This window comes from Prauserella oleivorans (genome assembly GCF_042685745.1).
Lineage (GTDB): Bacteria > Actinomycetota > Actinomycetes > Mycobacteriales > Pseudonocardiaceae > Prauserella_A > Prauserella_A oleivorans.
The window spans coordinates 3174030-3195206 of sequence record NZ_JBHUNT010000001.1 but is presented as its reverse complement, the minus strand read 5'-3'; the positions used below and the strand labels follow the sequence as shown (position 1 = coordinate 3195206).

The window sequence follows — 21177 nt, the reverse complement described above, 5'->3', positions numbered from 1 at the left end:
GGCATGGCCTGACTCCGGACGGGCGCTGACGCGCAAGCTGATTACTATCTATGGTCGTAGATTACGGGTTGAGGCCGACCGCCCCGCAAGGGGGGCGCCGCCAGAGATGGAGGTCGAGGCGCGTGGAGCTCTTCGCACTGGTGTCGCTGGCGCTGGTCGCCGGGCTCGTCTCGTTCACCTCGCCCTGCACACTGCCGCTGTTGCCCGGTTACGTGTCCTACGTCTCCGGGCTCGCTCGGCCTGCAGTCGCCGACGAGCCGCTACCCACGCGGGAGCGCCGGAAGGCACTGATGGGTGCGCTGCTGTTCGTCGCAGGGTTCTCCGCGGTGTTCACGACGCTCGGCGCGACCTCGTCAGCACTGGGTTTCCTGCTCGCGAGCAACCTGCGCACGATCAACATCGTCGGCGGGACATTGATCATCGTCATGGGCCTAGTGACGACCGGCCTGATCAAGATCCCGCTGTTGCATCGCCAACTTCGGTTCGACCTCACGCGGTTCGGCCGCGGCCCGGGCGGCGCTCTGCCGCTGGGCGCGGCGTTCGCGTTCGGCTGGACCCCCTGCGTGGGACCCGTACTCGCCTCGATTCTGGCCACCGCCGCGAGCACCGCCACCGTCAGCCGCGGCGCACTGCTCCTGCTCGCCTACTCGCTCGGCCTCGGCCTGCCGTTCTTGCTGCTCGCCTCCGGACTCACCCGGGGCGGCACCGGCTTCGGCTGGCTGCGCCGCCACGCACGCCGGATCGAGATCGTCGGCGGGCTTCTGCTCGTCGCGATGGGAATCGCCGTCCTCACCGGAGGCTGGACCGCACTGATGAGCAACATACTTGCCTTCTACGCCCGCCTCGGCTGGCCACCGATCTAGATCTACTATCATAACTAGTAGACTTGGAGGTGGCGGATGACGAGTGCCGGACGATGGACCATCGTTGTGGTGATCCTGGCCGTGGCGGGCATCGTCGCGCTCTGGCCGAGAGGCGGCACCGAGGACACGGATGGCGGGCCCGTCGACTTGAACACCCTCGCCTCGTTACCCGCAGCCGGGCCACCGGAGGAAGACGCCGCGCTCGCCCCACTGCGGGAGCGCGCAGCCATGCGGCCCTGCCCGAGCCCCTCTCCTGCCGCGCCCGCGCCACGAGGTCCGCTGGCCGGCATCAGCGCCCCGTGCCTGGGCACACCGGGCATGGTCGACCTCGGCGCGGCGCTAGCGGGGAAGCCGGCGCTGCTGAACTTCTGGGCCTCCTGGTGCGTGCCCTGCCGCGAGGAGATGCCCGTCCTCGCCGGCTACGCCGAACGCCCCGGCTCGATACCCGTCCTCGGTGTCAACGTGAAGGAGCAGGCCTCGGCCGGCCTCGAATTCATGGCGGAACTCGGCGTGACCTATCCCTCCCTCTACGACGGCGAGGAGAACGTGCTACGCGTCCTGCGGGTTCCGCCGGTGCTGCCCGTCAACTACCTCGTGCGGCCTGACGGCTCGGTCGAGCGCATCACCGACCCCCTGGTGTTCCGTAGCGCGGACGAGGTGCAGGCCACAATCGACCGCATGCTGGAGAAAGCCCCATGACGGCCCGGTCACGGCTCCCCTTGCATCCCCTCCTGGTCACCGTGCCGATCGGCTGCTGGGTGGCCAGCCTCGTGTTCGACATCGCATCCCGGTTCGCGGCCGAGCCCGGTTTCCTGGCGAGGGGCGCGTACTGGTTGATCGGCATCGGGCTGGCCGGCGCGATCATCGCGGGCATCGCCGGGCTCATCGATACCCTCCCTATTCCCGCGAACACGAAGGCGCAGTCGGTGGCGATGGTCCACTTCGGTCTAGTCATGACCGCGATCCTGGTGTACGGCAGCAACTACGTGTTGCGAGCTGGTGAGGGCATCAGCCAACCAGTCTCCGGTGCGCTGATCGCGTTGTCATCCGTCGGTGTGGCCAACGTGCTCGCCGCGGCGCTGGCCGGTGGCTCACTCGCCCACCGCCACAAAGTCGCCCTCACATCCTCGGATCGGCAACACCACGAGACACACGAGGAGAGTAAGCATGCCCAAGTCGAGGACCCGCAAGAAGACCGCCTACACCCCGCCGCCGAATCGCCGCACGCCTGCCAAACCGCGCGCAGCCGGGCCATCCCACCCTATCTACAAGGGGGTCATGTTCGGCCTGATGCTGCTCGGGCTCGGCTGGATGGCCGTGTTCTACATCGCCGGCGACGAAATCGAGTTCATGTTCGAGCTCGGCAACTGGAACTTCGTTGTCGCCTTCGTATTCGGTGTCACGGGGCTACTGATGACGTTGCGCTGGCGGTAGCTCACCCGTTCACCGGCACAGCATCGGGTCCAGGCGGGGCCGGGTCGAAGGCCGGCGGATTGTCGACGTCGAACTGGCCAGGCGCAGCCTGGCAGGTGGCCCCCGGTTCTGGAGCGGTGTAGCGATTGCCGGCGAGCGCCTGAATGAACTGCTCGATGCGGGCGTCGCCGACGCCGCCAACCTTCAGCTGGCGGCCCCACGCCTGGAGCGAGACCGCCTCTTCCAGGCCGGGATGGGGCGACAGCAGTGTGTACTGCCGCCCAGACACCTGCTGCTTCAGGAGGTCCAGGGCGTCGCCATACACGTCGTCCGGGTTGTAGGCAACCCACACGGCGCCGTGCTCCAGCGAGTGCACCAGGTTCTCGGTACGCACGGGCGTCGAATACACCGTTCCCCTGCATTCCGCCCACGCGCCGTCATGGGCGCCCCCGAACGCCGGATTCAGGTCGTAGGCCACGCGCTGGGTGGCCTTGATGTGGTCGCGGCTCGGATAGTCCTTCGTGACCACCCCGGCAATCTTTGTGGAGGGATCCCGGTTGTCCTCCGACGGCGTCCAGGCAGCGAGCGCTTCCACCCGGTCGTTCTTGGCCGACAGCTTGACCATGGCATAACCGAACACGACCCCAGCCAGCGCGAGAATCGCGACTGCCGCCGCGATGGTGCCCCACGGCTTCGGCTTGTACGCCACCACCGTGGACCCTCTCCGGCTGGCCCTCGCCTTACGACCACTCGTCATTGCCTACCCCAACTCCACTCACGCCTTTAGTCCAACAGCCAGACATACTAACCGTCATAGTAGAAGTACGGAGCGGGCGTAGCTTCACTGACTCCTACACAGCGAGACCCCTACAGACAACCTCTTGTTTTCGCCAAAGCACATAAGTAAGTTAGTCGTCACGAATCCTGATGTTCTGTAGAGCGAAGGGAAGCTCAGTGGAGCAGCTGGTGTCGCACGGCGGGCGTAACTGATGCGCGCCACGTCGCGGCGGCGGTTTCTTCTCGGCGGGATGCTCGCGGGCACAGCGGGGGCAGCTGCCGGGGTCCAGAGCGCGTTGGCGGTCGCGCCAGAGCCGAAAGCCACACGGCCTGACGGTTCTGCCAGTGGGCACGGCGGCGGCGTGAACGGGCCGACCTTCCGCATGAACAGCGCCGTCGACCACCAGGCCAACGGCTTCAACCCGACCGAGATCCTCCGCGACTTCGACTACGGCCGCGTGTCCCGGCTGCCAGGCGGCCGGGTGCTGCGCGAGTGGGAGGTCTTCGCCGCCGACGAGGACATCGAGGTCGCCCCAGGCGTGCGATTCCCCGCGTGGACGTTCAACTCGCGCGTCCCAGGCCCGACACTGCGCTGCACCGAGGGCGATCTGCTGCGGGTGAGGTTCACAAACGGCTCCGCCCACCCGCACACCATGCATTTCCACGGTATCCACCCGGCGGATATGGACGGCGTTCCCGAGGTCGGTCCCGGCGTCATCGAACCCGGCCAGAGCGAGGTCTACGAGTTTGACGCCCAGCCGTTCGGGCTGCACCTGTACCACTGCCACGTCGGGCCGCTGGCCGAACACATCGCCCGCGGCCTATACGGCACGTTCATCGTCGACCCGAAGCCAGGCCGTCCGCCCGCCGACGAGCTGGTCATGGTGATGCACGGCTACAACACCACCTTCGACGCCGAAGGCAACCAGCTCTACGCCGTCAACGGCATCCCGTTCCACTATATGCACGAGCCCATCCGGGTCACGCGAGGTGAGTTGGTCCGGATCTACCTGGTGAACACGCTGGAGTACGACCCGATCAACAGCTTCCACCTGCACGGCAACTTCTTCCACTACTACCCGACCGGTACGAGCCTGGAGCCGGCCGAGTACACCGACACGATCATGCAGGCGCAAGGCCAGCGGGGCATCTGCGAGGTGCGGTTTCCCCATCCCGGCAAGTACATGTTCCACGCGCACAAGAGCGAGTTCGCCGAACTCGGCTGGATGGGGTTCTTCGAGGTCACCGAATGAGCAACGTGCGAATCGCCACGCTGCGGTCGTGGGTTCCCACGATCGCGACCCTCGCCATCGTCGCGATCGTCCTCGTCGCATTGGCCATGCTCGGCGGTCGCACACTGCCCGAACGGCAAGGTCCACCGATCGAGCAGCTCGCCGTGGAACGCACCGACCTGACTCGCGGCGTCATCGCGCTCACCGTGCGCAACACCGGCCCCGACCCCGTCCAGGTCGCCCAGGCCTTCGTCAACGACGCCTACGTCGACCTCACCGGCGGCGAACAACCGATCGAGCGCCTGGAGGCTGTCACCCTGCGCCTGGACTATCCCTGGCAGGACGGCCAGCCCTACCTGGTCTCGCTGCTCACCGCGACCGGTGTCGTGATCGAGCACGAGATCCCGGCCGCGGTGAACACGCCACGCGCGAGCGGCGGCTTCTTCGCCGTAATGACGCTGCTCGGCACGTACGTCGGGATCATCCCCGTGGTGCTGGGCATGTTGTTCCTGCCGACGTTGCGGCGCCTCGGCCAACGGGGCACGCGGGTGCTGCTCGGGGTGACCGTCGGTTTGCTGGTCTTCCTGGCCGTTGATGCCACTCTCGAAGGCGTCGAGCTCGCCGAAAGCAATGGCGGCGCCTTCGGCGGCCCGGCGCTCGTGGTACTCGGCGCCGTCGTGGCCTACCTCTCGCTCAGCGCCGTCGATCATCGGCTGAGAGACCGCCAGCAGCACGCACAGGAACCAGGCGGATTACGACTCGCTCTCCTGATCTCGACCGGGATCGGGCTGCACAATCTGGGCGAGGGACTCGCTATCGGTGCCGCCTACGCCGTCGGCGAACTCGCCCTCGGCGCGGCGCTGGTCATCGGCTTCACCATCCAGAACACCACCGAGGGCCTCGCGATCGTGTCACCATTGACCCGACAACGACGGCCCACGGTCCTCCAGCTGCTGGGCCTCGGAATCCTCGCCGGCGCGCCCGCCATCGCCGGAGCGCTCCTCGGGGCCGCGGTGAACAACGCGGAGCTCTCCGCGTTCCTGATCGGGATCGGAGTGGGCGCGATCGCCCAGGTCGTCGTCCAAATCGCACCATCGCTTCGGGACAAGGCAGGCAAGATACTCGCTCCGGCCACCGCCAGTGGCATCACGGCCGGTCTGCTCGCCATGTATCTCACGGGCCTGTTCGTGGTATGAGAGCCGGTCAGCCGGTGTCACCCTTCGTCGCCTCCGAGGCCTGCACCGACAGCGGCTGCCGATTGGTGCCGTGCGGTTTGACCTTGCCGGTGAAGGTGATGTGCCCTTCTCCGTGCAGCCGTTCGATCATGTGGGGATAGTGCAGTTCGAACGCGGGCCGCTCGGAACGAATCCGCGGTAGCTCGGTGAAGTTGTGCCGGGGCGGCGGGCAGGACGTCGCCCACTCCAGCGAGTTGCCGTAGCCCCACGGGTCATCCACCTCGACGACGTCGCCGTAGCGGTAGCTGCGCACCACGTTCCACAGGAACGGCAGCATCGAAAGGCCCAGCACGAATGCTCCGATGGTCGAGATCGTGTTCAGCATTGTGAACCCGTCGGAGGGCAGGTAGTCGGCGTAGCGACGCGGCATGCCTTCAGCGCCCAGCCAGTGCTGCACCAGGAATGTCAGGTGGAAGCCGATGAACGTGAGCCAGAAATGCAGCTTGCCCAGCGGCTCGTCGAGCATCCGCCCGGTGATCTTCGGGAACCAGAAGTAGACGCCCGCGAACGTGGCGAACACGATGGTGCCGAACAGCACGTAATGGAAATGCGCCACCACGAAGTAGCTGTCGGTGATCTGGAAATCCAACGGTGGCGCGGCCAGCAGCACGCCGGTCAAGCCACCGAGCAGGAAGGTCACCAGGAAGCCGACCGAGAACAGCATCGGTGTCTCGAAGGTCAGCGTGCCCTTCCACATCGTCCCGATCCAGTTGAAGAACTTGATCCCGGTCGGCACCGCGATCGCGAACGTAAGGAACGAGAAGAACGGCAGCAGGACGGCACCGGTGGCGAACATGTGATGCGCCCACACCGCGAAGGACAACGCCGTGATGCCCATCGTCGCGAACACCATGAGGCGGTAGCCGAACAGCGGCTTGCGGGAGAACACCGGGATGATCTCGGTGATGATGCCGAAGAACGGCAGCGCCACGATGTAGACCTCGGGATGACCGAAGAACCAGAACAGATGCTGCCACAAAATCACACCCCCATTGGCCGGATCGAACGCGTGCGCCCCGAGACGCCGGTCAGCGGCGAGCGCGAACAATGCCGCGGTCAGAATCGGGAAGGCCGCCAAGATCAGCACACTCGTGAACAGGAGGTTCCAGGTGAAAATCGGCATCCGCCACATCGTCATGCCCGGGCACCGGAGGCACACGATCGTCGTGATCACGTTGACGGCACCGAGGATGGTGCCGAGCCCGGACACAATGAGTCCGAAGATCCACAGGTCGCCGCCGATGCCAGGCGAGTATTCCGCGCGCGCGAGCGGCGTGTAGGCCGTCCAGCCGAAGTCGGCGCCACCGCCCGGGGTGAGCAATGAGCTGAGCACGATCAGCCCGCCGAACAGGAACAGCCAGTACGACAAGGCATTCAGCCGGGGAAACGCCATATCCGGCGACCCGATCTGTAACGGCATCACCAGGTTGGCGAACGCGAACAGATTCGGCGTCGCGTAGAGCAGCAGCATGATCGTGCCGTGCATGGTGAACAGCTGGTTGTACTGCTCCTGCGACAGGAACTGCAGGCCCGGCCGAGCGAGTTCGCCACGCATGAGCAGCGCGAGCGCACCACCGACCAGGAAGAACCCGAACGACGTGGCGAGGTAGAGGATGCCGATCTGCTTGTGATCGGTAGTCCGTAGCAAGGACAGCAGCCGGGAACCCTTGGGCACCGAACGGACAGAAGCGCGTCGTACGGCGATGCGGCCGGGTCGGATAGCCATGACCGGACTCCACTCGCGTGACCTTGCTCACTTCCACTAGGTTGAATAGTAGTTTGGTGGGCAAGGTCACGCGAGTGGCTTCACCGGTGCAGGTCAGGTGGGTGCGACCGCCGCGCGCTGTCCCGCTGCCCAGCGACGCGCAGAGGAGTCGACGAGCAGGCCGAAGCCGACGCCGAGCGCCGCCCACAGCGCCGCCAGCTCGAACAGCGACGCCAGTCGCCATTGCCAGAGCAGCGCCGCTGGGACATCCGGCGGGATCGGGTCCGGGTTCGCCGGCCACACCGCCAAGGCCACACCGGCGAGAACAATCGCGCCACCTGCGGCGACGACACCGCGCATAGGGCCAGGCCAGTTGCGTTTCGCAAGCGCACGGTATGCCCAGTGGGCGAGTACCGCCAGCACGAGCCCCGCAGCGATCAACGAGAGGTACATATTCGTGCGCTGGTCGACGGTGTCGGGATCGCCGACGCCGGGCGGGTTCCCCGGGTACTTCACCATCGGCAGCAACACGATCGCCGCGAAACCCACGGCGGCGAGGTGCAGGCTGCGAGCGAAGGCACTCTGCCGGTGGACACGCTCAGCGACCCACCGGTAGACCACGGCGAACACGATCCCGATCAGGACCGCCACGACCACTGCGGCCACCATCCCGCCCACGACCTGGGTCGGACGGCTGAACAAGTCCCCGCCACGTGCGCCGGGGGCCGCAGGACGAGCGTCCTCGATAACGAGCGCCGCCCGCATCGGCCTCTCGACGATAAGCACGGACACCAGAGCGGCCACGACGCCCGCCAGCAGTCCGGCGAGCGCACCACGCGCAACGATCTGTTTCATGCCATACGAAGCCATCTCGCCGCTCCTCAGTGACACGGCACGCCCAGCGCGTGCCGTCCATCGTGAACGAACTCGTGGACGAATTCAGCTGCCTGCCCGAGCAGCATGCCGTTCTCCTGCAGAATCACGTAGAGCACCAGGAGCGAGGACAATGCCAGCAACCATGCCCACAACGGAACCGTGCGCACGGAGCGTAAAGCAGGTACAGGGGTCGCCATCGACGCCTTCCTTCCATACCTCGTGGAACCGGACCAGAACCACCGCAGTCGGTCTCCTGACTTCCGGGTCCTCACGAACGCCCGCCTTCCCAGACCTGACTCTCAGGTCCAGTGGCTGACTCGAAACGTCGTGGACGTGCGCATCCCGGTCACAGTGGCGAGGACCGTGCCGGACTCACACCGGCTTCCCAGCACTGCGGCTCAGTCAGCGTAGGCAGGCGAAGCACCAGCCACAAGGCCGCGAGATCCCGTGTGGACCACGCCACAGCTACACCAAATCTACTACCAACGATAGTATATTTGGTGTAGTCTTGACGGTCCGCGATGGCGTCACCATCGATACGAGTGCCTTCCCACGATGAGCAGTACAGCGCAAGAGCCACGCGTTCGTTCCCGCGTTCGGATTCCGCTTGGCTCACCCGGTCCATGACCCGCTCACCTGCCCTTACAGCCGATCCCGTGGCGACTCGTAGACCAGGCGAGCCGACACCGAGATGGAGCTGCACCAGGACGCCCACGAGGAAGCCGATCCCGCGCGGGGCTCGTTCGACCGTAGACCGAACCTGTTCGGCCAGATCCAGCACTCGTTCGCGAAGCCGGGTTCACGATCGCCGAGAAGAAGGACCGCCGCATGGCACCAATCGGGACGCTGGCGACCTGGAACGCCGCAACCCAGTCACCGGACGACCAGGTAACGAGGGAGCGGTACCGGAATGCCGGCAGGCTCGCAGCAATTCGTTCGGCCACGTGAACTGCGACAGCACGGTTAGCGTGTCACCTGCGGCCACTGAGCAACAGGTGATCGGCTCCCGATGCCCGGAGCCTACGGAGGAGTCGTTACCGTGAACGCTATGCGAGCGAGCACCCGTCGAGGACAGCAGGTGCTCTTGCTGTGCGTGCTTGCCCTCGCTGTGCTCGGCATGCATCACATACCCTTCCTCACGGCTCACGCGGCGATGGCCGACGACTCCCCCGCCGCCGCGATGTCCGAGGCACCGAGCAGCGTGAGTGGAATGCTTGAGGCTCCCTCAGCTGGCGATCCGGCACCGGGAGCCGGCCACGACTTGATGCACCTCTGCCTCGCGGTGCTGCTCGCCGCCACCGGGCTCGTACTGCTCGCCTCATGGCTCGTCGCCACATTCAGGACTCGAACACATGTTCGCCGGATCGGCGCGCGCTCATCCACACACCCCGGGAACAGATCACCACCGCGAGCCGGACGGTCCTTGCTCACCTCTGTCTGCATCCTGCGCATCTAGGGCGTGTCCTGTAAATGATCTAGCTGCGGATGGGGTTTGATCTTGTCCGTGGTTGGTCGGGGTGAGTTGACGGATCGGGCCTGGGCGCGGATTGAGCCGCTGCTGCCGGCGGTGTCGGGGCCGGGGCGGCGGTGGCGGGATCACCGGCAGGTGATCAATGCGATTCTGTGGAAGCTTCGGACCGGCGCGCCCTGGCGTGATCTGCCCGAACGGTATGGGCCGTGGAAGACCGCCCATGAGCGGCTGCGGTTGTGGACCAAGGACGGTACCTGGCAGCGGATTCTGGACGAGGTGATCGTCAAAGACGACGCTGTCGGGGACGTGGAGTGGGTGATCAGTGTCGATTCCTCGGTGGTCCGGGCTCACCAGCATGCTGCGGGAGCCCGGAAAAAGGGGGCTGCACGCCCGCCATCGAGGCGATCGCGGTCGACGGCGAAGGACTCGGACGTTCCCGCGGCGGATTGAGCACCAAGATCCACCTCGTGGTCGAGGGACGCGGGCTGCCCATGCGGGTTGTGCTCACCCCGGGGCAGGCTGGTGACAATCCACAATTGGTGCCGCTGCTGGACGGGATCCGTGTCGCTCGCACCGGGCCTGGCCGCCCACGCCGCCGTCCCGAGGTGGTGATCGCGGACAAGGCCTATTCGCACCCCTCGACCCGCCACGCCCTGCGACAACGCCGGATCCGGTTCGTCAGCCCCGAACGCGACGACCAAATCGCCCGCCGCGCCGCGCACGGCTCACGGGGCGGACGCCCGCCCGCCTTCGACGCCGAGTTGTACAAGCAGCGCAACGTCGTCGAACGCTGCTTCAACCGGCTCAAACAGTTCCGCGACCTAGCCACCCGCTACGCCAAACGCGCCGCCTACTACCAGGCAGAACTCACCATCGCCGCCATCATCCTCTGGCTACGATGAATTGCAGGACACGACCTAGATGGTCACCCAGCGTTGCCCCAAGGCACGCAGGGAAGTCCTGACGTTGAACAGTCCCCAGACAGACAGAAGGTTGAAGCATTCATGAAGAAGACACTGATCGGCGCGAGCGCCGCGGCGATCCTCGCGCTCGTCGTCGGCTGCGGCGGCAACGATGACGACATGTCGGGCATGGACATGGGCCAGAGCGGAACCTCGGCCCCGGCTACGAGCGCGGAGCAGGCCGGCCACAACGACGCCGACATCGCCTTCGCGCAGATGATGATCCCGCACCACCAGCAGGCGGTGGACATGGCCAAGATGGCCGTCGACAGCGCCACCGACCCGAAGGTCAAGGACCTCGCCACCCGCATCCAGGGCGCGCAGGATCCCGAGATTCAGCAGATGACCAATCTGCTGAAGGAGTGGGGCGCACCGGCAACGCCGACCATGTCGAGCATGCCCGGCATGGATATGCCCGGCATGGAGGGCATGGAAGGCGGCATGAGCGACGAGGAGATGCGGCAGCTCGAGCAGGCCTCGGGTGCCGACTTCGATCGGCTGTGGATGGAAATGATGATCAAGCACCATCAGGGTGCCGTCGACATGGCCGAGGCGGAGCTGAAGAACGGCAGCAACGCCGAGGCCAAGGCACTGGCGCAGCAGATCATCGACGCTCAGGAGGCGGAGATCAGCGAGATGCAGGCGATGCTCGGCCAGTAATGAGCTGAGCAGTGAGCCCTGTGCGGGGAGCAGCCCCTGGCCTGCTCCCCGCACAGCGGCACCTCGCGTACGATGTTGCTTCGTAAGGAGGTGCCATGCACGGTCTCGGCGAACTCGAAGCCGCGGTGATGGACGTGCTCTGGGACGCGGAGGAACCGATCAAGGTCCGCGATGTGCTGGAGCAGCTCGACACCGGCAGGCAGCTGGCCTACACCACGGTGATGACCGTACTGGACAACCTGCACCGCAAGGAGTGGGTCAAGCGGGAACTCCACGGTAAGGCCTACTACTACGAACCTTCGTTCAGCCGCGAGGAAGCCGCCGCGCAGGCCCTGCGTGACGTGCTGGACTCCTCGGGTAACCCCGAGGCGGTGCTGATGCACTTCATCGCATCGGGATCCGACGAGGAAACCGACCTGCTCCGCAGCGCGCTGCGCAAGAAGCGGGTCCGGCGCCGATGACGATCGCCGTCGCGTTGCTCGCCGGCGCGCTCGCCGCAGGCTGGTTTGTCCCCGGTGTCCTACGGCGGATGGACCTGCGCCGCCGCGACCCGCTGCTGCTGATCGTGGCGTGGCTGATCTCGATGGCCGGTGTCGTGCTCACTGCCGCGGCCGGTGTACTGCTGTTACTGACGCCGGGCCACGGTGCAAGCGCCCCCCTGCTCGCCCTGATCGATCGGTGCTGGGCCGCGCTCCAGCACGGCTCGCCACCCCGGGTCGAGGAGTTCGCCGGCCTGCTCGGCGGAGCGCTGCTGGGCGCCTTCGCGATCCGGCTGGTGATCGTCTCCATCCGCGGCGCCCGGCAGCGAGCCCGCAAACGTCAGGAGAATCTCTCCGTCCTGCGGCTGGCCGCCCGGACGGAGACCGGCCCGCCGGACACCCTGTGGCTCCCGCACGACCACCCGCTCGCGTTCAGCATGGCCGGCCGTCCCGGCATCGTCGTGGCGACCGAGGGCCTCACCAAGCACCTGGACGACCACGCGGTCACAGCTGTTCTCACGCACGAACACGCGCACCTCGCCGGCAGGCACCACCTCCTGGTCGCCACCGCGGATGCCTTGCGCGCGGCGTTGCCGTTCGTGCCGCTGTTCCGGCAGGCTCCGCGGGCGGTCCGCGAGCTGGTCGAATTGGCCGCCGACGCCGAGGCCGTGCGCAGCTGCGGGCCCGCCGCGGTGCGCACCGCGCTGCTGAACGTGTCCAGCCACGGCGCGCCGAGTACGTCGCTGGCCATGGCCCAGGAGGCCGTGGACCTGCGGCTCGCTCGGCTGCGACACGGATCCCTCCCGCCGGGCAAACTACGCAGGTCGATCTCCTGCGGGATCATGGGCATGACGGCAGCGACCCTGCCATTCCTCACCGGATCCACCCTGCTGCTGGGAATCGCCCTGATCAGCTGCTCGCCGGGCGGCTAGCCAGGGTCGTGCGGTGAGAGCAGGCTTCAAACACGGCCAAGCCATTCACGCCCGCGCTACTGGTCGCCAGGTCACCGCCAGGTGGTCGCGCCTGCCGAACCGTTCGAGGTTTCCGGCGATGATGTCTTGGACCTGTTGCAGGTTTTCCTCGTTGGGGACTTCGACGCGCAGCGCCAGCATGCCCGAGCCAGCCTGCATGGTGCACCGCCCCCAGTTCAACGTGAGCACCCCCCGCGTCTCGGACCATTCGACGCTCAGCACCTCAGGGCGCGCCTGCACCGCCCCGGCGTGGAGATGCCGGAGCCTATGGCTGATGTTGTCGGCGTGCCGGCAGAGCTGGACGAGATATCGGCTGGGGTGTGCTGTCCGGATGTGAGCTTCAGCGGTCAGCATGCGTTCTCCCTTCTGGACTTGCCCGTCAGGCGAACAGCCTCAGGTCCGAGTGAGGGCGGCGAGCCATGCCTTGAGCCGTCCGGGTCGGTAGGGCTGTCCAGCGTCGTGGGTTCGATCGAGTCGATCCGCCAACCTTGAGCGAAGGACGTCGTGATCTCGTCGTGTCTCACCCGCCGCGGCCCCTGGTCGCCTGGCTGCTGGTCGCTGAAGCACAACATGAAATAGCGGCCGCCCGGAACCAGCACGGAGCGCACGCTGTCCACATAGGTCGCGCGGTCTTCATCGGTCAAGTCCGCCAGCGGACCGATCGGGACCTTTCCGCCAGCCAGGCGCTCCAGCAGGCTAGGAAAATCCGGCGGATCGGTCGGGGTAGCCCGTGGCCGTGCTCGTGCCTGTTCTCCGCAGCCGGAACCGCTGGGACGTAACCGCTGGCCTGCAGAAACCGACCGAGATGGTGGTAGCCCTCAGCCATATGCACGGTCACCGCGCCGACCGTTTCTCCGGCGCTGTCGCCGCCCTCGTCGGCGCAGGGTCTGCTCAGATCCGCGGCGTCCAGCCGGCCGAAGAACGCGGTCACCTCCTCAAGCTGCCGACTCGCTTTCGCCATCAGATCGACACCACGTTCGCTCACAGCAATGCCTCCTCGCCGGTCCGATGCCGGCATTTTACGATACATAGTGTCTCTGTCAAATCAAAGTGTGCATATGATGGTCACCATGTATTGCTAGGTGGTTGCACAGACTGTGAGGCGCACCATGGAGTTGCACCGTCGCGCGGTATGCGATGACACGGTCCGCTGTCGGTGAAGATTCGCAGATCACCGAGAAGTGCGGCATGGGGCACGCGACGCCGTACAGCTACTGACCGCGGTCGCCGCCAGGTCGGCGACCCCGGTAAGGCGAGCGCAGGTTCCCCTCGCCTCACCGCGGGCGCGCAGAAGGCGCACGCGGACCGGCGGGCCGATCTCACTCGCCATCGTGTACTACGGCATGGTCGGCACGCCAGTTGCCGCGTTCGCGATGGTCGCCCGCCATCTGTGATCTCAGGTGCCGTGCCGTCTTGCCGACTTTGCAGGGGATATCCGCGCCCAATCCAACAGTCGAGCCCAGGACGGCCGAGTCGCGCAACTCGAGATGCAGCTCTTGAAAACAGGCGCCCGGCCGAAACACCGAGGCTGCCCGCCGCGACTGATCATCAAGCACGGCACTTTGATCTACGGAGGCACTATGAGGCCCACACCTTGGGTCCTTGAAGCCGATGACGTCATGTCATTGCCGCTCGACGACCTCGCGCTGCGCGTGCTGAAGGACGCTCGCGACAGCAACGAGTGGAACTGGCAGAACTGGCTCAACTCGGCACGCCAACGCGCCTACCCCGGGAACAAGCAAGCTCTCCGAGTCCTGTCCGAAGCCTGGGCCTGGCTGCTCAACCGCGGGCTCGTCGTCTGGAATCCCGAACAATCGTCGCCGGCTTCCTTCGTCATCAGCCGCCAAGGACACGAAGCACTCGAACGCGGCCTCCCATGGCTCCGCGCCGTTCACCGCCTCGACCTTCAACTGGTCCCAGAACTCGAAGCGAAAGCCCGACCGCAGTTTCTTCGCGGCGACTTCGAAGCCGCGGCATTCATGGCGATGAAGGAAGTCGAGATACGAACGCGCGCCCTGACCGAACTCTCTGACAGCCTCGTCGGCACAAAGCTCATGCAAGCGGCTTTCCGGCTGCCGCCCAAGGACGATCTCGACCGCACCTCGGAGGCGGGACCACTTTGGCGACCAGACATCGACCCTGGCGAGTCGGTCGCGCTCATGGACCTCTTCAAAGGAGCCATCGGGTTGTTCAAGAACCCGGCAAGCCACCGCCGGGTCGACTACACCGACTCCACGGAAGCCGCAGAAGTCGTACTGCTCGCCGACCTCCTCATGCGTCTACTCGACAAGATCGAGGCGGCGTCAGACGATGACTAACCAGCGTCCGAACATGTTCAGGACACGGAACCGCAGCTCAACCGCACACCAGTCCTGACATGACCGGAAAATGCGAGGCGAACAGTTCCGGCCAGTTCGGCTGGCCGGAAACCCAGACCAGCGCGCCGCTCGCCGCCGCGCGGGCTGACCCGCTCACCAACTTGCCACGACCGGCACGGGGCCCACGACTCATCCTATCGGCAATAGTAGCTACAGCATGATCACAGGTGATTTCCTGCCGGTGCGGCGTAGCATTCTCCTCGATGCGGTCGCGTCGTTGCACTCTCCTGATCGCGAGCGCGCTGATGATAAGCGCGTGCTCGGGCAGCTCACCGCAGCCCACTGAACAGGCGACTCCAAGCCGCGCGACCCCCGCACCGGATGCACCGGCCCCGTCCGGCGTGCTGACAGCCAGCGCGCCCACCGTGTGGTTGTCGAGCGACGACGGCCGTTCGCTGACCGAGGTCGAGTTGGAACCCAAGCCTCGAGCAGTGCAGTTTGTCACCACTTCGACGCCAGCCCATAACGTGACTGTGGGCCGGACCGGCGTGACGGCCGCGACGCTGCCCACCGCCGGGCGGCTCGCGCTCGTGTACGGCGAAAGGACAGCGGAGATCGACTTCGGCGGTCGCCCGCACGACGTCAAAGCCGTCGGGCAAGGCTTCGTGCTGACGAACGAAGGCCTCGGCCGGCCGCAGCTCGTCGATCGTCGGGGCAACGCGCAGGGCAGCGTGAGGTTGGCTGCCAACCCGCATGACGTCGCGGTCACGTCCGACGGCAGGTTCGCGCCTGGGTAACCCTTGACGACAGCGCCGAGCTGGCCGCTGTCGACGTGCGGGCTCGACTAGGGCGTGTCCTGTAAATGATCTAGCTGCGGATGGGGTTTGATCTTGTCCGTGGTTGGTCGGGGTGAGTTGACGGATCGGGCCTGGGCGCGGATTGAGCCGCTGCTGCCGGCGGTGTCGGGGCCGGGGCGGCGGTGGCGGGATCACCGGCAGGTGATCAATGCGATTCTGTGGAAGCTTCGGACCGGCGCGCCCTGGCGTGATCTGCCCGAACGGTATGGGCCGTGGAAGACCGCCCATGAGCGGCTGCGGTTGTGGACCAAGGACGGTACCTGGCAGCGGATTCTGGACGAGGTGATCGTCAAAGACGACGCTGTCGGGGACGTGGAGTGGGTGATCAGTGTCGATTCCTCGGTGGTCCGGGCTCACCAGCATGCTGCGGGAGCCCGGAAAAAGGGGGCTGCACGCCCGCCATCGAGGCGATCGCGGTCGACGGCGAAGGACTCGGACGTTCCCGCGGCGGATTGAGCACCAAGATCCACCTCGTGGTCGAGGGACGCGGGCTGCCCATGCGGGTTGTGCTCACCCCGGGGCAGGCTGGTGACAATCCACAATTGGTGCCGCTGCTGGACGGGATCCGTGTCGCTCGCACCGGGCCTGGCCGCCCACGCCGCCGTCCCGAGGTGGTGATCGCGGACAAGGCCTATTCGCACCCCTCGACCCGCCACGCCCTGCGACAACGCCGGATCCGGTTCGTCAGCCCCGAACGCGACGACCAAATCGCCCGCCGCGCCGCGCACGGCTCACGGGGCGGACGCCCGCCCGCCTTCGACGCCGAGTTGTACAAGCAGCGCAACGTCGTCGAACGCTGCTTCAACCGGCTCAAACAGTTCCGCGACCTAGCCACCCGCTACGCCAAACGCGCCGCCTACTACCAGGCAGAACTCACCATCGCCGCCATCATCCTCTGGCTACGATGAATTGCAGGACACGACCTAGTCGTGCGCTATGTGCCAACGCGGCTTCGTCCCCACGACCTCCTGTTCGCCGGCGACCGACGTCTGTGGGTCACCGGCTGGGATGGCTGGCTCGGTGTATTCGATCCAAGCGGTGCCCCGGTGGGGCGCATCACAGTGGGCGAGCAGGCCCATCACCTGGCGTTCGACTGCAACGGTCTGGTCTGGATCACGCAGCCGACGCGGCGAGTCGCCGTGGTCGATGCCGTCTCACGGGTTGTCAGGGCCGAGGTGTCGATCGCGGGCATGCCTCACCACCTGGCCCTGGCCGGACGCTGGATGGTCATCGCCGATCACGACCGCGGCATGGCGCTGGTGTTCAATTCGGACACGCGTCAGCAAGTCGCGGAGGTCCCGATCGCTGCCGGCCCACACGGCCCTGCCTCGGCGCCGAGCCAGGGGCCGGAATGACCACAGCCGAGGTTTGGATTCAGCTCGGTTTCCGCGGTGTCGGCTGACCGAACATCCAGCTGCTCTCCCTCGCGTACTGCGAGTTGGGAGGAGTGGCAACGCCCTGCACGTACGGGGCGACGAGCGGAACTCGCGGCCACGGGCGGAAGATGTCGAGCTCGCGGAGATCGAAGTCGGCCGCACGAATGGCCTCGACGATGTCGCGGTTCGGTCGGCAGCCCGCGGCGATGCGCGTCCACGCCGGCTCGATCCGGTCTTGAACCCAACCGAGTAGCCCGTCGGAACGGACATGCTCGAAGAACACGAGCCGGCCCGTGGGCTTGAGCACTCGTCGGATCTCGGCCAGGGCCTGGTCGAGGTCGGCGACGCTGCACAGCACCAGACCACACACGACGGCGTCGAAGCTGGCGTCGTCGAACGGCAGTCGCTCCGCAGTGGCGTCCACGATCTCCACGGGCACCTGTGCTTTCGCCGCCGCGTCGCGCAGGCGTTCGCGCATGGCCGCGGATGGCTCTGCGGCGAGGACTTCGCGAACGCCGCGGTAATGCCCGAGATTGGCCCCTGTCCCGGCTCCGACCTCCAGGACCCTGCCGGTCAGCGGCCCGACCATCGCGGCTCGCCGGGCGCCGGCCCAGCGGCGCTCGGCTGGGGCGTTGAACCTGTCGTAGTAGCGGGCCAACCGCTGGGCCGCCTTGCTGTCCAGATGCTCAGAAGTCGTCATACAGTCAATCTACTACATTTCTGTAGTATCTAGCCGCAGTAAGGATGGAGAAGGGATGCGGTGAGAGACGCCGCCACGACGAACCAGCTGATGAGCAGCACTCCCCCTGCGCTGATCGCGACCGCGCGGCGTGTCGGTCGTCCCCAGACCGGCCGGACACCCTCCAACTGCTGAACCCTGGCTTCGAAGATGTCTCGATCGCCGAATCCCGCCGCCACGCCGCCGGCCAACGGAGGCGGTGGTGCACTCGCAACCAGCAGAGCTCGGGCCAGCACCGCCGGACCGACGCGGCATGCGGCGCGCCGATCGGCTGCCAGCTCGGCGTCGCACCGGGCACGCTGTGCGAGGTGGGCAAGCGCCGGCATGAAGGGCGATCGGAGAACGGCGAAACGGCTGAGCAAGATGCGCAGGGGGTCACGTGCCCGCACGTGCTCGGCCTCGTGTTCCAGTACAGCCGCCAGTTCGTCGTCCGAACAACGCGCGAGCAGCCCATCACTGAGCACGATGCGCGGTCGCCACAACCCGTAGGTCAGCGCGAACACGTGATCGTCCGGGGCACGCTCCACCGTCGTAATCAAACCCAGCCGTTGGCCGACGGACCGCACCCTCGCGGGCGCCGGCAACGCTGAGCGCCGCAGCCGTCGGTTCACCCGCACCGCGACGCCGCACAACTTGAGCTCGCCGAGCAGCCCTATGCCATTCAGGACAACCAGCGCGAACGCCGGAAGCACCAGGTACCACGTCGCGACGAGCCGCCCGGCCCCGTCTGTCCACAGGGTGTGGACAATAGCCGTGGCGACCGCACAGGAGCCGATCGTTGCGCTGGCTCGCAGAATTGCGCCGACGCCGATCAGGACCCAGAAAGCACCACCACGGGCAGGCATCAGGCACCTCGCTCCATGATCCGGCGCAGCCGTTCCCGGAGATCGTCATCGGCCTCCGCCTCCGCGAGGAAATGCGCGACCGCCGCCTCTCCGTGTTCATCGAGGACCCGGCGCACCGCGAGGGAAGCCGGGTCGCGCCCGATCGCCTGGTAGGCGTACCCCCGGCCAACTCGATGCCGCCGCACCGCGCCCTTGTCGGCCAGTCGCGCGAGAACGGTCATCACGGTCGTATAAGCCAGCGGTCGGGACCTCGCCGCGTTCAGTCGGCCCAGCACGTCGCGCACGCTCCGTGGGCCAGCGCTCGCCCACAACACCTCGAGAACCTCGCCCTCCAACGTGCCCACGACGCCTCCCGCCGATCTCCTCCGACTACTACAGCATCGTAGGAGAAACGGCGAGCAAAAGGGTGCATCTGACCGAGTGATCGGCACAACCTTTGGCACCGAACAAACTACTACAGTATATAGTAGTCGCAGCGGTGCTACACGAGCCCCGTGTCGATCGGCACACGAACCAGTCCTCTACTATCACTTCTAGTAGTTTTGGGTGCGGCTGAGCCGCCAGGGATGGAGTTCGAGCATGGTTGTGACACCGGCACCTGTTGCTGTGCGCCCGTCGCCGGTGCGTGAGGCGCCGAAGGGTTCGTACCTGCTGCGGTTGTTCCGCACAACGGATCACAAGCAGATCGGCATCATGTACCTGGTCACGTCGTTCGCCTTCTTCATGGTGGGCGGGGCGATGGCCATGTTCATCCGCACCGAGCTGGCTCGCCCCGGGCTTCAGTTCTTGTCGCAGGAGCAGTACAACCAGCTGTTCACCATGCACGGCACGATCATGCTGCTGCTCTACGCGACACCGGTGCTGTTCGGATTCGCGAACTTCATCCTGCCCCTGCAGATCGGCTCACCGGATGTCGCCTTTCCGCGGCTGAACGCGCTCAGCTACTGGCTGTATCTCTTCGGCGGCCTGACCGCCGTCGGTGGGTTCCTCACCCCGGGCGGCGCGGCCGACTTCGGCTGGTTCGCCTACACGCCACTGTCGAACGCGATCTACTCCCCCGGCGTGGGCGCGGACCTGTGGATCACCGGCCTGCTGGTGTCCGGCCTCGGCACGATCCTCGGTGCCGTCAACATGATCACCACCGTCGTATGCCTGCGCGCGCCAGGAATGACCATGTGGCGGATGCCCATCTTCACCTGGAACATCCTGGTCACGAGCATCCTCATCCTCATCGCGTTCCCGATCCTCACCGCCGCCCTGTTCGGCCTGCTCGCCGACCGCCGTCTCGGCGCCCATGTGTTCGATCCGGCCAACGGCGGCGTGATCCTGTGGCAGCACCTGTTCTGGTTCTTCGGCCACCCCGAGGTCTACATCGTCGCGCTGCCGTTCTTCGGCATCGTGTCCGAAATCTTCCCCGTGTTCAGCCGCAAACCGGTGTTCGGTTACAAGGGCCTCATCTGGGCCACGCTCGCCATCGCGGCGCTCTCGGTGTCCGTGTGGGCGCACCACATGTACGCCACCGGCGCGGTGCTGCTGCCGTTCTTCTCGTTCATGACCTTCCTGATCGCCGTGCCCACCGGTGTGAAGTTCTTCAACTGGATCGGCACCATGTGGAAGGGACAGCTGACCTTCGAGTCGCCGATGCTGTTCTCGATCGGCTTCATCGTCACCTTCCTCTTCGGCGGCCTGTCGGGTGTGCTGCTCGCGGCCCCGGCGATCGACTTCCAGGTGTCCGATTCGTACTTCGTGGTGGCGCACTTCCACTACGTGCTCTACGGCACGATCGTGTTCGCCACGTTCGCCGGGATCTACTTCTGGTTCCCCAAGATCACCGGCCGGATGATGGACGAGAAGCTGGGCAAGCTGCACTTCTGGACGACGTTCATCGGCTTCCATACGACGTTCCTTGTCCAGCACTGGCTTGGTGCTGAGGGCATGCCACGCCGCTATGCCGACTACCTCCAAAGCGATGGGTTCACCACGCTGAACACGATCTCCACGATCGGCGCCTACATCCTCGGCGCCTCGACGCTGCCGTTCATCTGGAACGTGTTCAAGAGCTACCGCTACGGCGAGCGGGTCACCGTCGACGACCCGTGGGGCTACGGCAACTCGCTGGAGTGGGCCACGAGCTGCCCGCCGCCGCGGCACAACTTCACCGAACTGCCCCGCATCCGCTCGGAGCGTCCCGCGTTCGAGCTGCACTACCCGCACATGGTCGAACGCATCCGGGACGAGGGGCACATCACGTTCACGGGCAAGCCGCTACCGCACCCCGAAGCCACACCGACGCCCTCCAAGGCGCTCACCACATCGGTCGATTCTGGCAGCACGACCGAGCGTGCTAGGTAACGCTCGGGAACGATCATCGCAACCGGTCCACTACCGATCCGCACGA

Annotated in this window: 26 protein-coding genes, 1 pseudogene and 1 riboswitch; of the genes and pseudogenes, 15 read left to right on the top strand and 12 right to left on the bottom strand. The window is 66.2% G+C overall.

The features are described from left to right. Positions 1 to 122 precede the first annotated feature (122 nt). The 4 genes and pseudogenes from ACFSZT_RS15605 to crgA all read left to right on the top strand — a co-directional run bounded on the left by ACFSZT_RS15605 (position 123) and on the right by crgA (position 2297). Entirely contained in the window at positions 123 to 863 is a 741-nt protein-coding gene (locus tag ACFSZT_RS15605; protein ID WP_377393640.1) for a cytochrome c biogenesis CcdA family protein, read from the top strand. 36 nt (positions 864 to 899) lie between these two features. Further along, positions 900 to 1562: a TlpA family protein disulfide reductase gene (locus ACFSZT_RS15600; protein WP_377393643.1), complete on the top strand. Its 663-nt coding sequence runs from the start codon at positions 900 to 902 to the stop codon at positions 1560 to 1562. Next, positions 1559 to 1972: pseudogene (locus tag ACFSZT_RS15595) on the top strand (DUF2231 domain-containing protein); the annotation flags it as partial. The gene ACFSZT_RS15600 and the pseudogene ACFSZT_RS15595, both read left to right, overlap by 4 nt. 58 nt (positions 1973 to 2030) lie before the next feature. Beyond that, the gene (gene crgA / locus ACFSZT_RS15590; protein WP_377393646.1) at positions 2031 to 2297 is read left to right on the top strand and encodes a cell division protein CrgA; all 267 of its coding nucleotides are present in this window, start codon (positions 2031 to 2033) and stop codon (positions 2295 to 2297) included. A gap of 1 nt (position 2298) precedes the next feature. On the opposite strand, the gene ACFSZT_RS15585 is transcribed toward crgA, so the two are convergent. Then, positions 2299 to 2985 (bottom strand): DUF3105 domain-containing protein, encoded by a 687-nt coding sequence (locus tag ACFSZT_RS15585; RefSeq protein ID WP_377478282.1) that lies wholly within the window; start codon positions 2983 to 2985, stop codon positions 2299 to 2301. Between the two features lie 430 nt (positions 2986 to 3415). On the opposite strand from ACFSZT_RS15585, the gene ACFSZT_RS15580 reads away from it, so the two are divergent. Together ACFSZT_RS15580 and ACFSZT_RS15575 are read left to right on the top strand one after the other, a co-directional pair. Then, positions 3416 to 4306, top strand: a complete 891-nt coding sequence (locus ACFSZT_RS15580; RefSeq protein WP_377393651.1) for a multicopper oxidase domain-containing protein — start codon at positions 3416 to 3418, stop codon at positions 4304 to 4306. After that, the gene (locus ACFSZT_RS15575; protein ID WP_377393654.1) at positions 4303 to 5481 is read left to right on the top strand and encodes a ZIP family metal transporter; all 1179 of its coding nucleotides are present in this window, start codon (positions 4303 to 4305) and stop codon (positions 5479 to 5481) included. Before ACFSZT_RS15580 ends, ACFSZT_RS15575 begins: the two co-directional genes overlap by 4 nt. A 7-nt stretch (positions 5482 to 5488) precedes the next feature. Here ACFSZT_RS15575 and ctaD (ACFSZT_RS15570) read toward each other — a convergent pair whose 3' ends face one another. The 3 genes from ctaD (ACFSZT_RS15570) to ACFSZT_RS15560 all read right to left on the bottom strand — a co-directional run bounded on the left by ctaD (ACFSZT_RS15570) (position 5489) and on the right by ACFSZT_RS15560 (position 8268). Next, positions 5489 to 7246 carry an aa3-type cytochrome oxidase subunit I gene (gene ctaD / locus ACFSZT_RS15570; RefSeq protein WP_377393657.1) on the bottom strand — a complete coding sequence of 586 codons (1758 nt, stop codon included), beginning with the start codon at positions 7244 to 7246 and terminating at the stop codon, positions 5489 to 5491. 93 nt (positions 7247 to 7339) lie between these two features. Further along, the gene (locus tag ACFSZT_RS15565; RefSeq protein WP_377393659.1) at positions 7340 to 8080 is read right to left on the bottom strand and encodes a CbtA family protein; all 741 of its coding nucleotides are present in this window, start codon (positions 8078 to 8080) and stop codon (positions 7340 to 7342) included. Positions 8081 to 8106: 26 nt separating this feature from the next. Next, positions 8107 to 8268, bottom strand: coding sequence for a CbtB domain-containing protein (locus ACFSZT_RS15560; protein WP_377393662.1), 162 nt, complete (start codon positions 8266 to 8268; stop codon positions 8107 to 8109). Between the two features lie 59 nt (positions 8269 to 8327). Beyond that, a riboswitch (cobalamin riboswitch) is annotated at positions 8328 to 8512 on the bottom strand. Positions 8513 to 9605: 1093 nt separating this feature from the next. Here ACFSZT_RS15560 and ACFSZT_RS15555 point away from each other — a divergent pair. The 4 genes from ACFSZT_RS15555 to ACFSZT_RS15540 all read left to right on the top strand — a co-directional run bounded on the left by ACFSZT_RS15555 (position 9606) and on the right by ACFSZT_RS15540 (position 12605). Beyond that, positions 9606 to 10474, top strand: a protein-coding gene (locus tag ACFSZT_RS15555) for an IS5 family transposase (RefSeq protein WP_377478175.1) whose coding sequence is annotated in 2 segments (ribosomal slippage) — positions 9606 to 9971 and positions 9974 to 10474 — 867 coding nt in all. Because the reading frame shifts where the segments join, the coding sequence is not laid out codon by codon here. Between the two features lie 102 nt (positions 10475 to 10576). Next, positions 10577 to 11194, top strand: a complete 618-nt coding sequence (locus ACFSZT_RS15550; protein ID WP_377392549.1) for a DUF305 domain-containing protein — start codon at positions 10577 to 10579, stop codon at positions 11192 to 11194. A 95-nt stretch (positions 11195 to 11289) separates the two neighbouring features. Beyond that, complete coding sequence (locus tag ACFSZT_RS15545) at positions 11290 to 11655, top strand: BlaI/MecI/CopY family transcriptional regulator (protein WP_377392553.1); 366 nt, start codon at positions 11290 to 11292, stop codon at positions 11653 to 11655. Continuing rightward, positions 11652 to 12605 carry a M56 family metallopeptidase gene (locus tag ACFSZT_RS15540; protein WP_377392556.1) on the top strand — a complete coding sequence of 318 codons (954 nt, stop codon included), beginning with the start codon at positions 11652 to 11654 and terminating at the stop codon, positions 12603 to 12605. The genes ACFSZT_RS15545 and ACFSZT_RS15540 overlap by 4 nt, the downstream gene beginning before the upstream one ends. A 45-nt stretch (positions 12606 to 12650) precedes the next feature. Here the strand turns inward: ACFSZT_RS15540 and ACFSZT_RS15535 are convergent, their stop codons facing one another. The 4 genes from ACFSZT_RS15535 to ACFSZT_RS15520 form a co-directional block, all read right to left on the bottom strand. After that, positions 12651 to 12998: a DUF2218 domain-containing protein gene (locus ACFSZT_RS15535; RefSeq protein WP_377392559.1), complete on the bottom strand. Its 348-nt coding sequence runs from the start codon at positions 12996 to 12998 to the stop codon at positions 12651 to 12653. After that, entirely contained in the window at positions 12992 to 13288 is a 297-nt protein-coding gene (locus ACFSZT_RS15530; protein WP_377392562.1) for a hypothetical protein, read from the bottom strand. Before ACFSZT_RS15530 ends, ACFSZT_RS15535 begins: the two co-directional genes overlap by 7 nt. Beyond that, complete coding sequence (locus ACFSZT_RS15525; protein WP_377392565.1) at positions 13285 to 13629, bottom strand: hypothetical protein; 345 nt, start codon at positions 13627 to 13629, stop codon at positions 13285 to 13287. Before ACFSZT_RS15525 ends, ACFSZT_RS15530 begins: the two co-directional genes overlap by 4 nt. 334 nt (positions 13630 to 13963) lie before the next feature. Further along, positions 13964 to 14200, bottom strand: a complete 237-nt coding sequence (locus tag ACFSZT_RS15520) for a hypothetical protein (protein WP_377392568.1) — start codon at positions 14198 to 14200, stop codon at positions 13964 to 13966. A 24-nt stretch (positions 14201 to 14224) separates the two neighbouring features. Here ACFSZT_RS15520 and ACFSZT_RS15515 point away from each other — a divergent pair, with 24 nt between their 5' ends. After that, positions 14225 to 14962 (top strand): TIGR02391 family protein, encoded by a 738-nt coding sequence (locus tag ACFSZT_RS15515; protein WP_377392570.1) that lies wholly within the window; start codon positions 14225 to 14227, stop codon positions 14960 to 14962. 37 nt (positions 14963 to 14999) lie between these two features. Here ACFSZT_RS15515 and ACFSZT_RS15510 read toward each other — a convergent pair whose 3' ends face one another. Then, a complete protein-coding gene (locus ACFSZT_RS15510) occupies positions 15000 to 15443 on the bottom strand; it encodes a hypothetical protein (protein ID WP_377392573.1) in 444 nt (147 codons plus the stop codon). Between the two features lie 10 nt (positions 15444 to 15453). Between ACFSZT_RS15510 and ACFSZT_RS15505 the strand changes: the two genes are divergently transcribed. The 3 genes from ACFSZT_RS15505 (at position 15454) to ACFSZT_RS15495 (ending at position 17174) form a co-directional block, all read left to right on the top strand. After that, entirely contained in the window at positions 15454 to 15759 is a 306-nt protein-coding gene (locus tag ACFSZT_RS15505) for a hypothetical protein (protein ID WP_377392575.1), read from the top strand. 99 nt (positions 15760 to 15858) lie between these two features. After that, positions 15859 to 16727 (top strand): IS5 family transposase gene (locus ACFSZT_RS15500; protein ID WP_377478175.1). Its coding sequence is split into 2 segments (ribosomal slippage): positions 15859 to 16224 and positions 16227 to 16727, totalling 867 coding nucleotides; the frame shifts between segments, so codons are not numbered across the junction. A gap of 153 nt (positions 16728 to 16880) precedes the next feature. After that, positions 16881 to 17174, top strand: a complete 294-nt coding sequence (locus ACFSZT_RS15495) for a YncE family protein (RefSeq protein WP_377478280.1) — start codon at positions 16881 to 16883, stop codon at positions 17172 to 17174. Between the two features lie 19 nt (positions 17175 to 17193). Here ACFSZT_RS15495 and ACFSZT_RS15490 read toward each other — a convergent pair whose 3' ends face one another. The 3 genes from ACFSZT_RS15490 to ACFSZT_RS15480 are packed head-to-tail and all read right to left on the bottom strand — an operon-like array spanning position 17194 to position 19123. Next, a complete protein-coding gene (locus ACFSZT_RS15490) occupies positions 17194 to 17895 on the bottom strand; it encodes a class I SAM-dependent methyltransferase (RefSeq protein ID WP_377390179.1) in 702 nt (233 codons plus the stop codon). Between the two features lie 29 nt (positions 17896 to 17924). Further along, positions 17925 to 18779 carry a M56 family metallopeptidase gene (locus ACFSZT_RS15485; protein ID WP_377390181.1) on the bottom strand — a complete coding sequence of 285 codons (855 nt, stop codon included), beginning with the start codon at positions 18777 to 18779 and terminating at the stop codon, positions 17925 to 17927. Further along, on the bottom strand, positions 18779 to 19123 hold the full coding sequence (locus tag ACFSZT_RS15480) for a BlaI/MecI/CopY family transcriptional regulator (protein ID WP_377390183.1): 345 nt from the start codon (positions 19121 to 19123) through the stop codon (positions 18779 to 18781). Before ACFSZT_RS15480 ends, ACFSZT_RS15485 begins: the two co-directional genes overlap by 1 nt. 235 nt (positions 19124 to 19358) lie before the next feature. Between ACFSZT_RS15480 and ctaD (ACFSZT_RS15475) the strand changes: the two genes are divergently transcribed. Next, entirely contained in the window at positions 19359 to 21131 is a 1773-nt protein-coding gene (ctaD, locus tag ACFSZT_RS15475) for an aa3-type cytochrome oxidase subunit I (RefSeq protein ID WP_377390185.1), read from the top strand. Positions 21132 to 21177 lie beyond the last annotated feature (46 nt).

Coding starts and splice junctions, on each gene's coding strand:
- crgA (WP_377393646.1), top strand. CDS start 2,031: ATGCCCAAGTCGAGGACCCGCAAGAAGACCGCCTACACCCCGCCGCCG.
- ACFSZT_RS15545 (WP_377392553.1), top strand. CDS start 11,290: ATGCACGGTCTCGGCGAACTCGAAGCCGCGGTGATGGACGTGCTCTGG.
- ACFSZT_RS15540 (WP_377392556.1), top strand. CDS start 11,652: ATGACGATCGCCGTCGCGTTGCTCGCCGGCGCGCTCGCCGCAGGCTGG.
- ACFSZT_RS15515 (WP_377392570.1), top strand. CDS start 14,225: ATGAGGCCCACACCTTGGGTCCTTGAAGCCGATGACGTCATGTCATTG.
- ACFSZT_RS15535 (WP_377392559.1), bottom strand. CDS start 12,998: ATGCTGACCGCTGAAGCTCACATCCGGACAGCACACCCCAGCCGATAT.
- ctaD (WP_377393657.1), bottom strand. CDS start 7,246: ATGGCTATCCGACCCGGCCGCATCGCCGTACGACGCGCTTCTGTCCGT.
- ACFSZT_RS15550 (WP_377392549.1), top strand. CDS start 10,577: ATGAAGAAGACACTGATCGGCGCGAGCGCCGCGGCGATCCTCGCGCTC.
- ctaD (WP_377390185.1), top strand. CDS start 19,359: ATGGTTGTGACACCGGCACCTGTTGCTGTGCGCCCGTCGCCGGTGCGT.
- ACFSZT_RS15600 (WP_377393643.1), top strand. CDS start 900: ATGACGAGTGCCGGACGATGGACCATCGTTGTGGTGATCCTGGCCGTG.
- ACFSZT_RS15485 (WP_377390181.1), bottom strand. CDS start 18,779: ATGCCTGCCCGTGGTGGTGCTTTCTGGGTCCTGATCGGCGTCGGCGCA.
- ACFSZT_RS15575 (WP_377393654.1), top strand. CDS start 4,303: ATGAGCAACGTGCGAATCGCCACGCTGCGGTCGTGGGTTCCCACGATC.
- ACFSZT_RS15565 (WP_377393659.1), bottom strand. CDS start 8,080: ATGAAACAGATCGTTGCGCGTGGTGCGCTCGCCGGACTGCTGGCGGGC.
- ACFSZT_RS15490 (WP_377390179.1), bottom strand. CDS start 17,895: ATGACGACTTCTGAGCATCTGGACAGCAAGGCGGCCCAGCGGTTGGCC.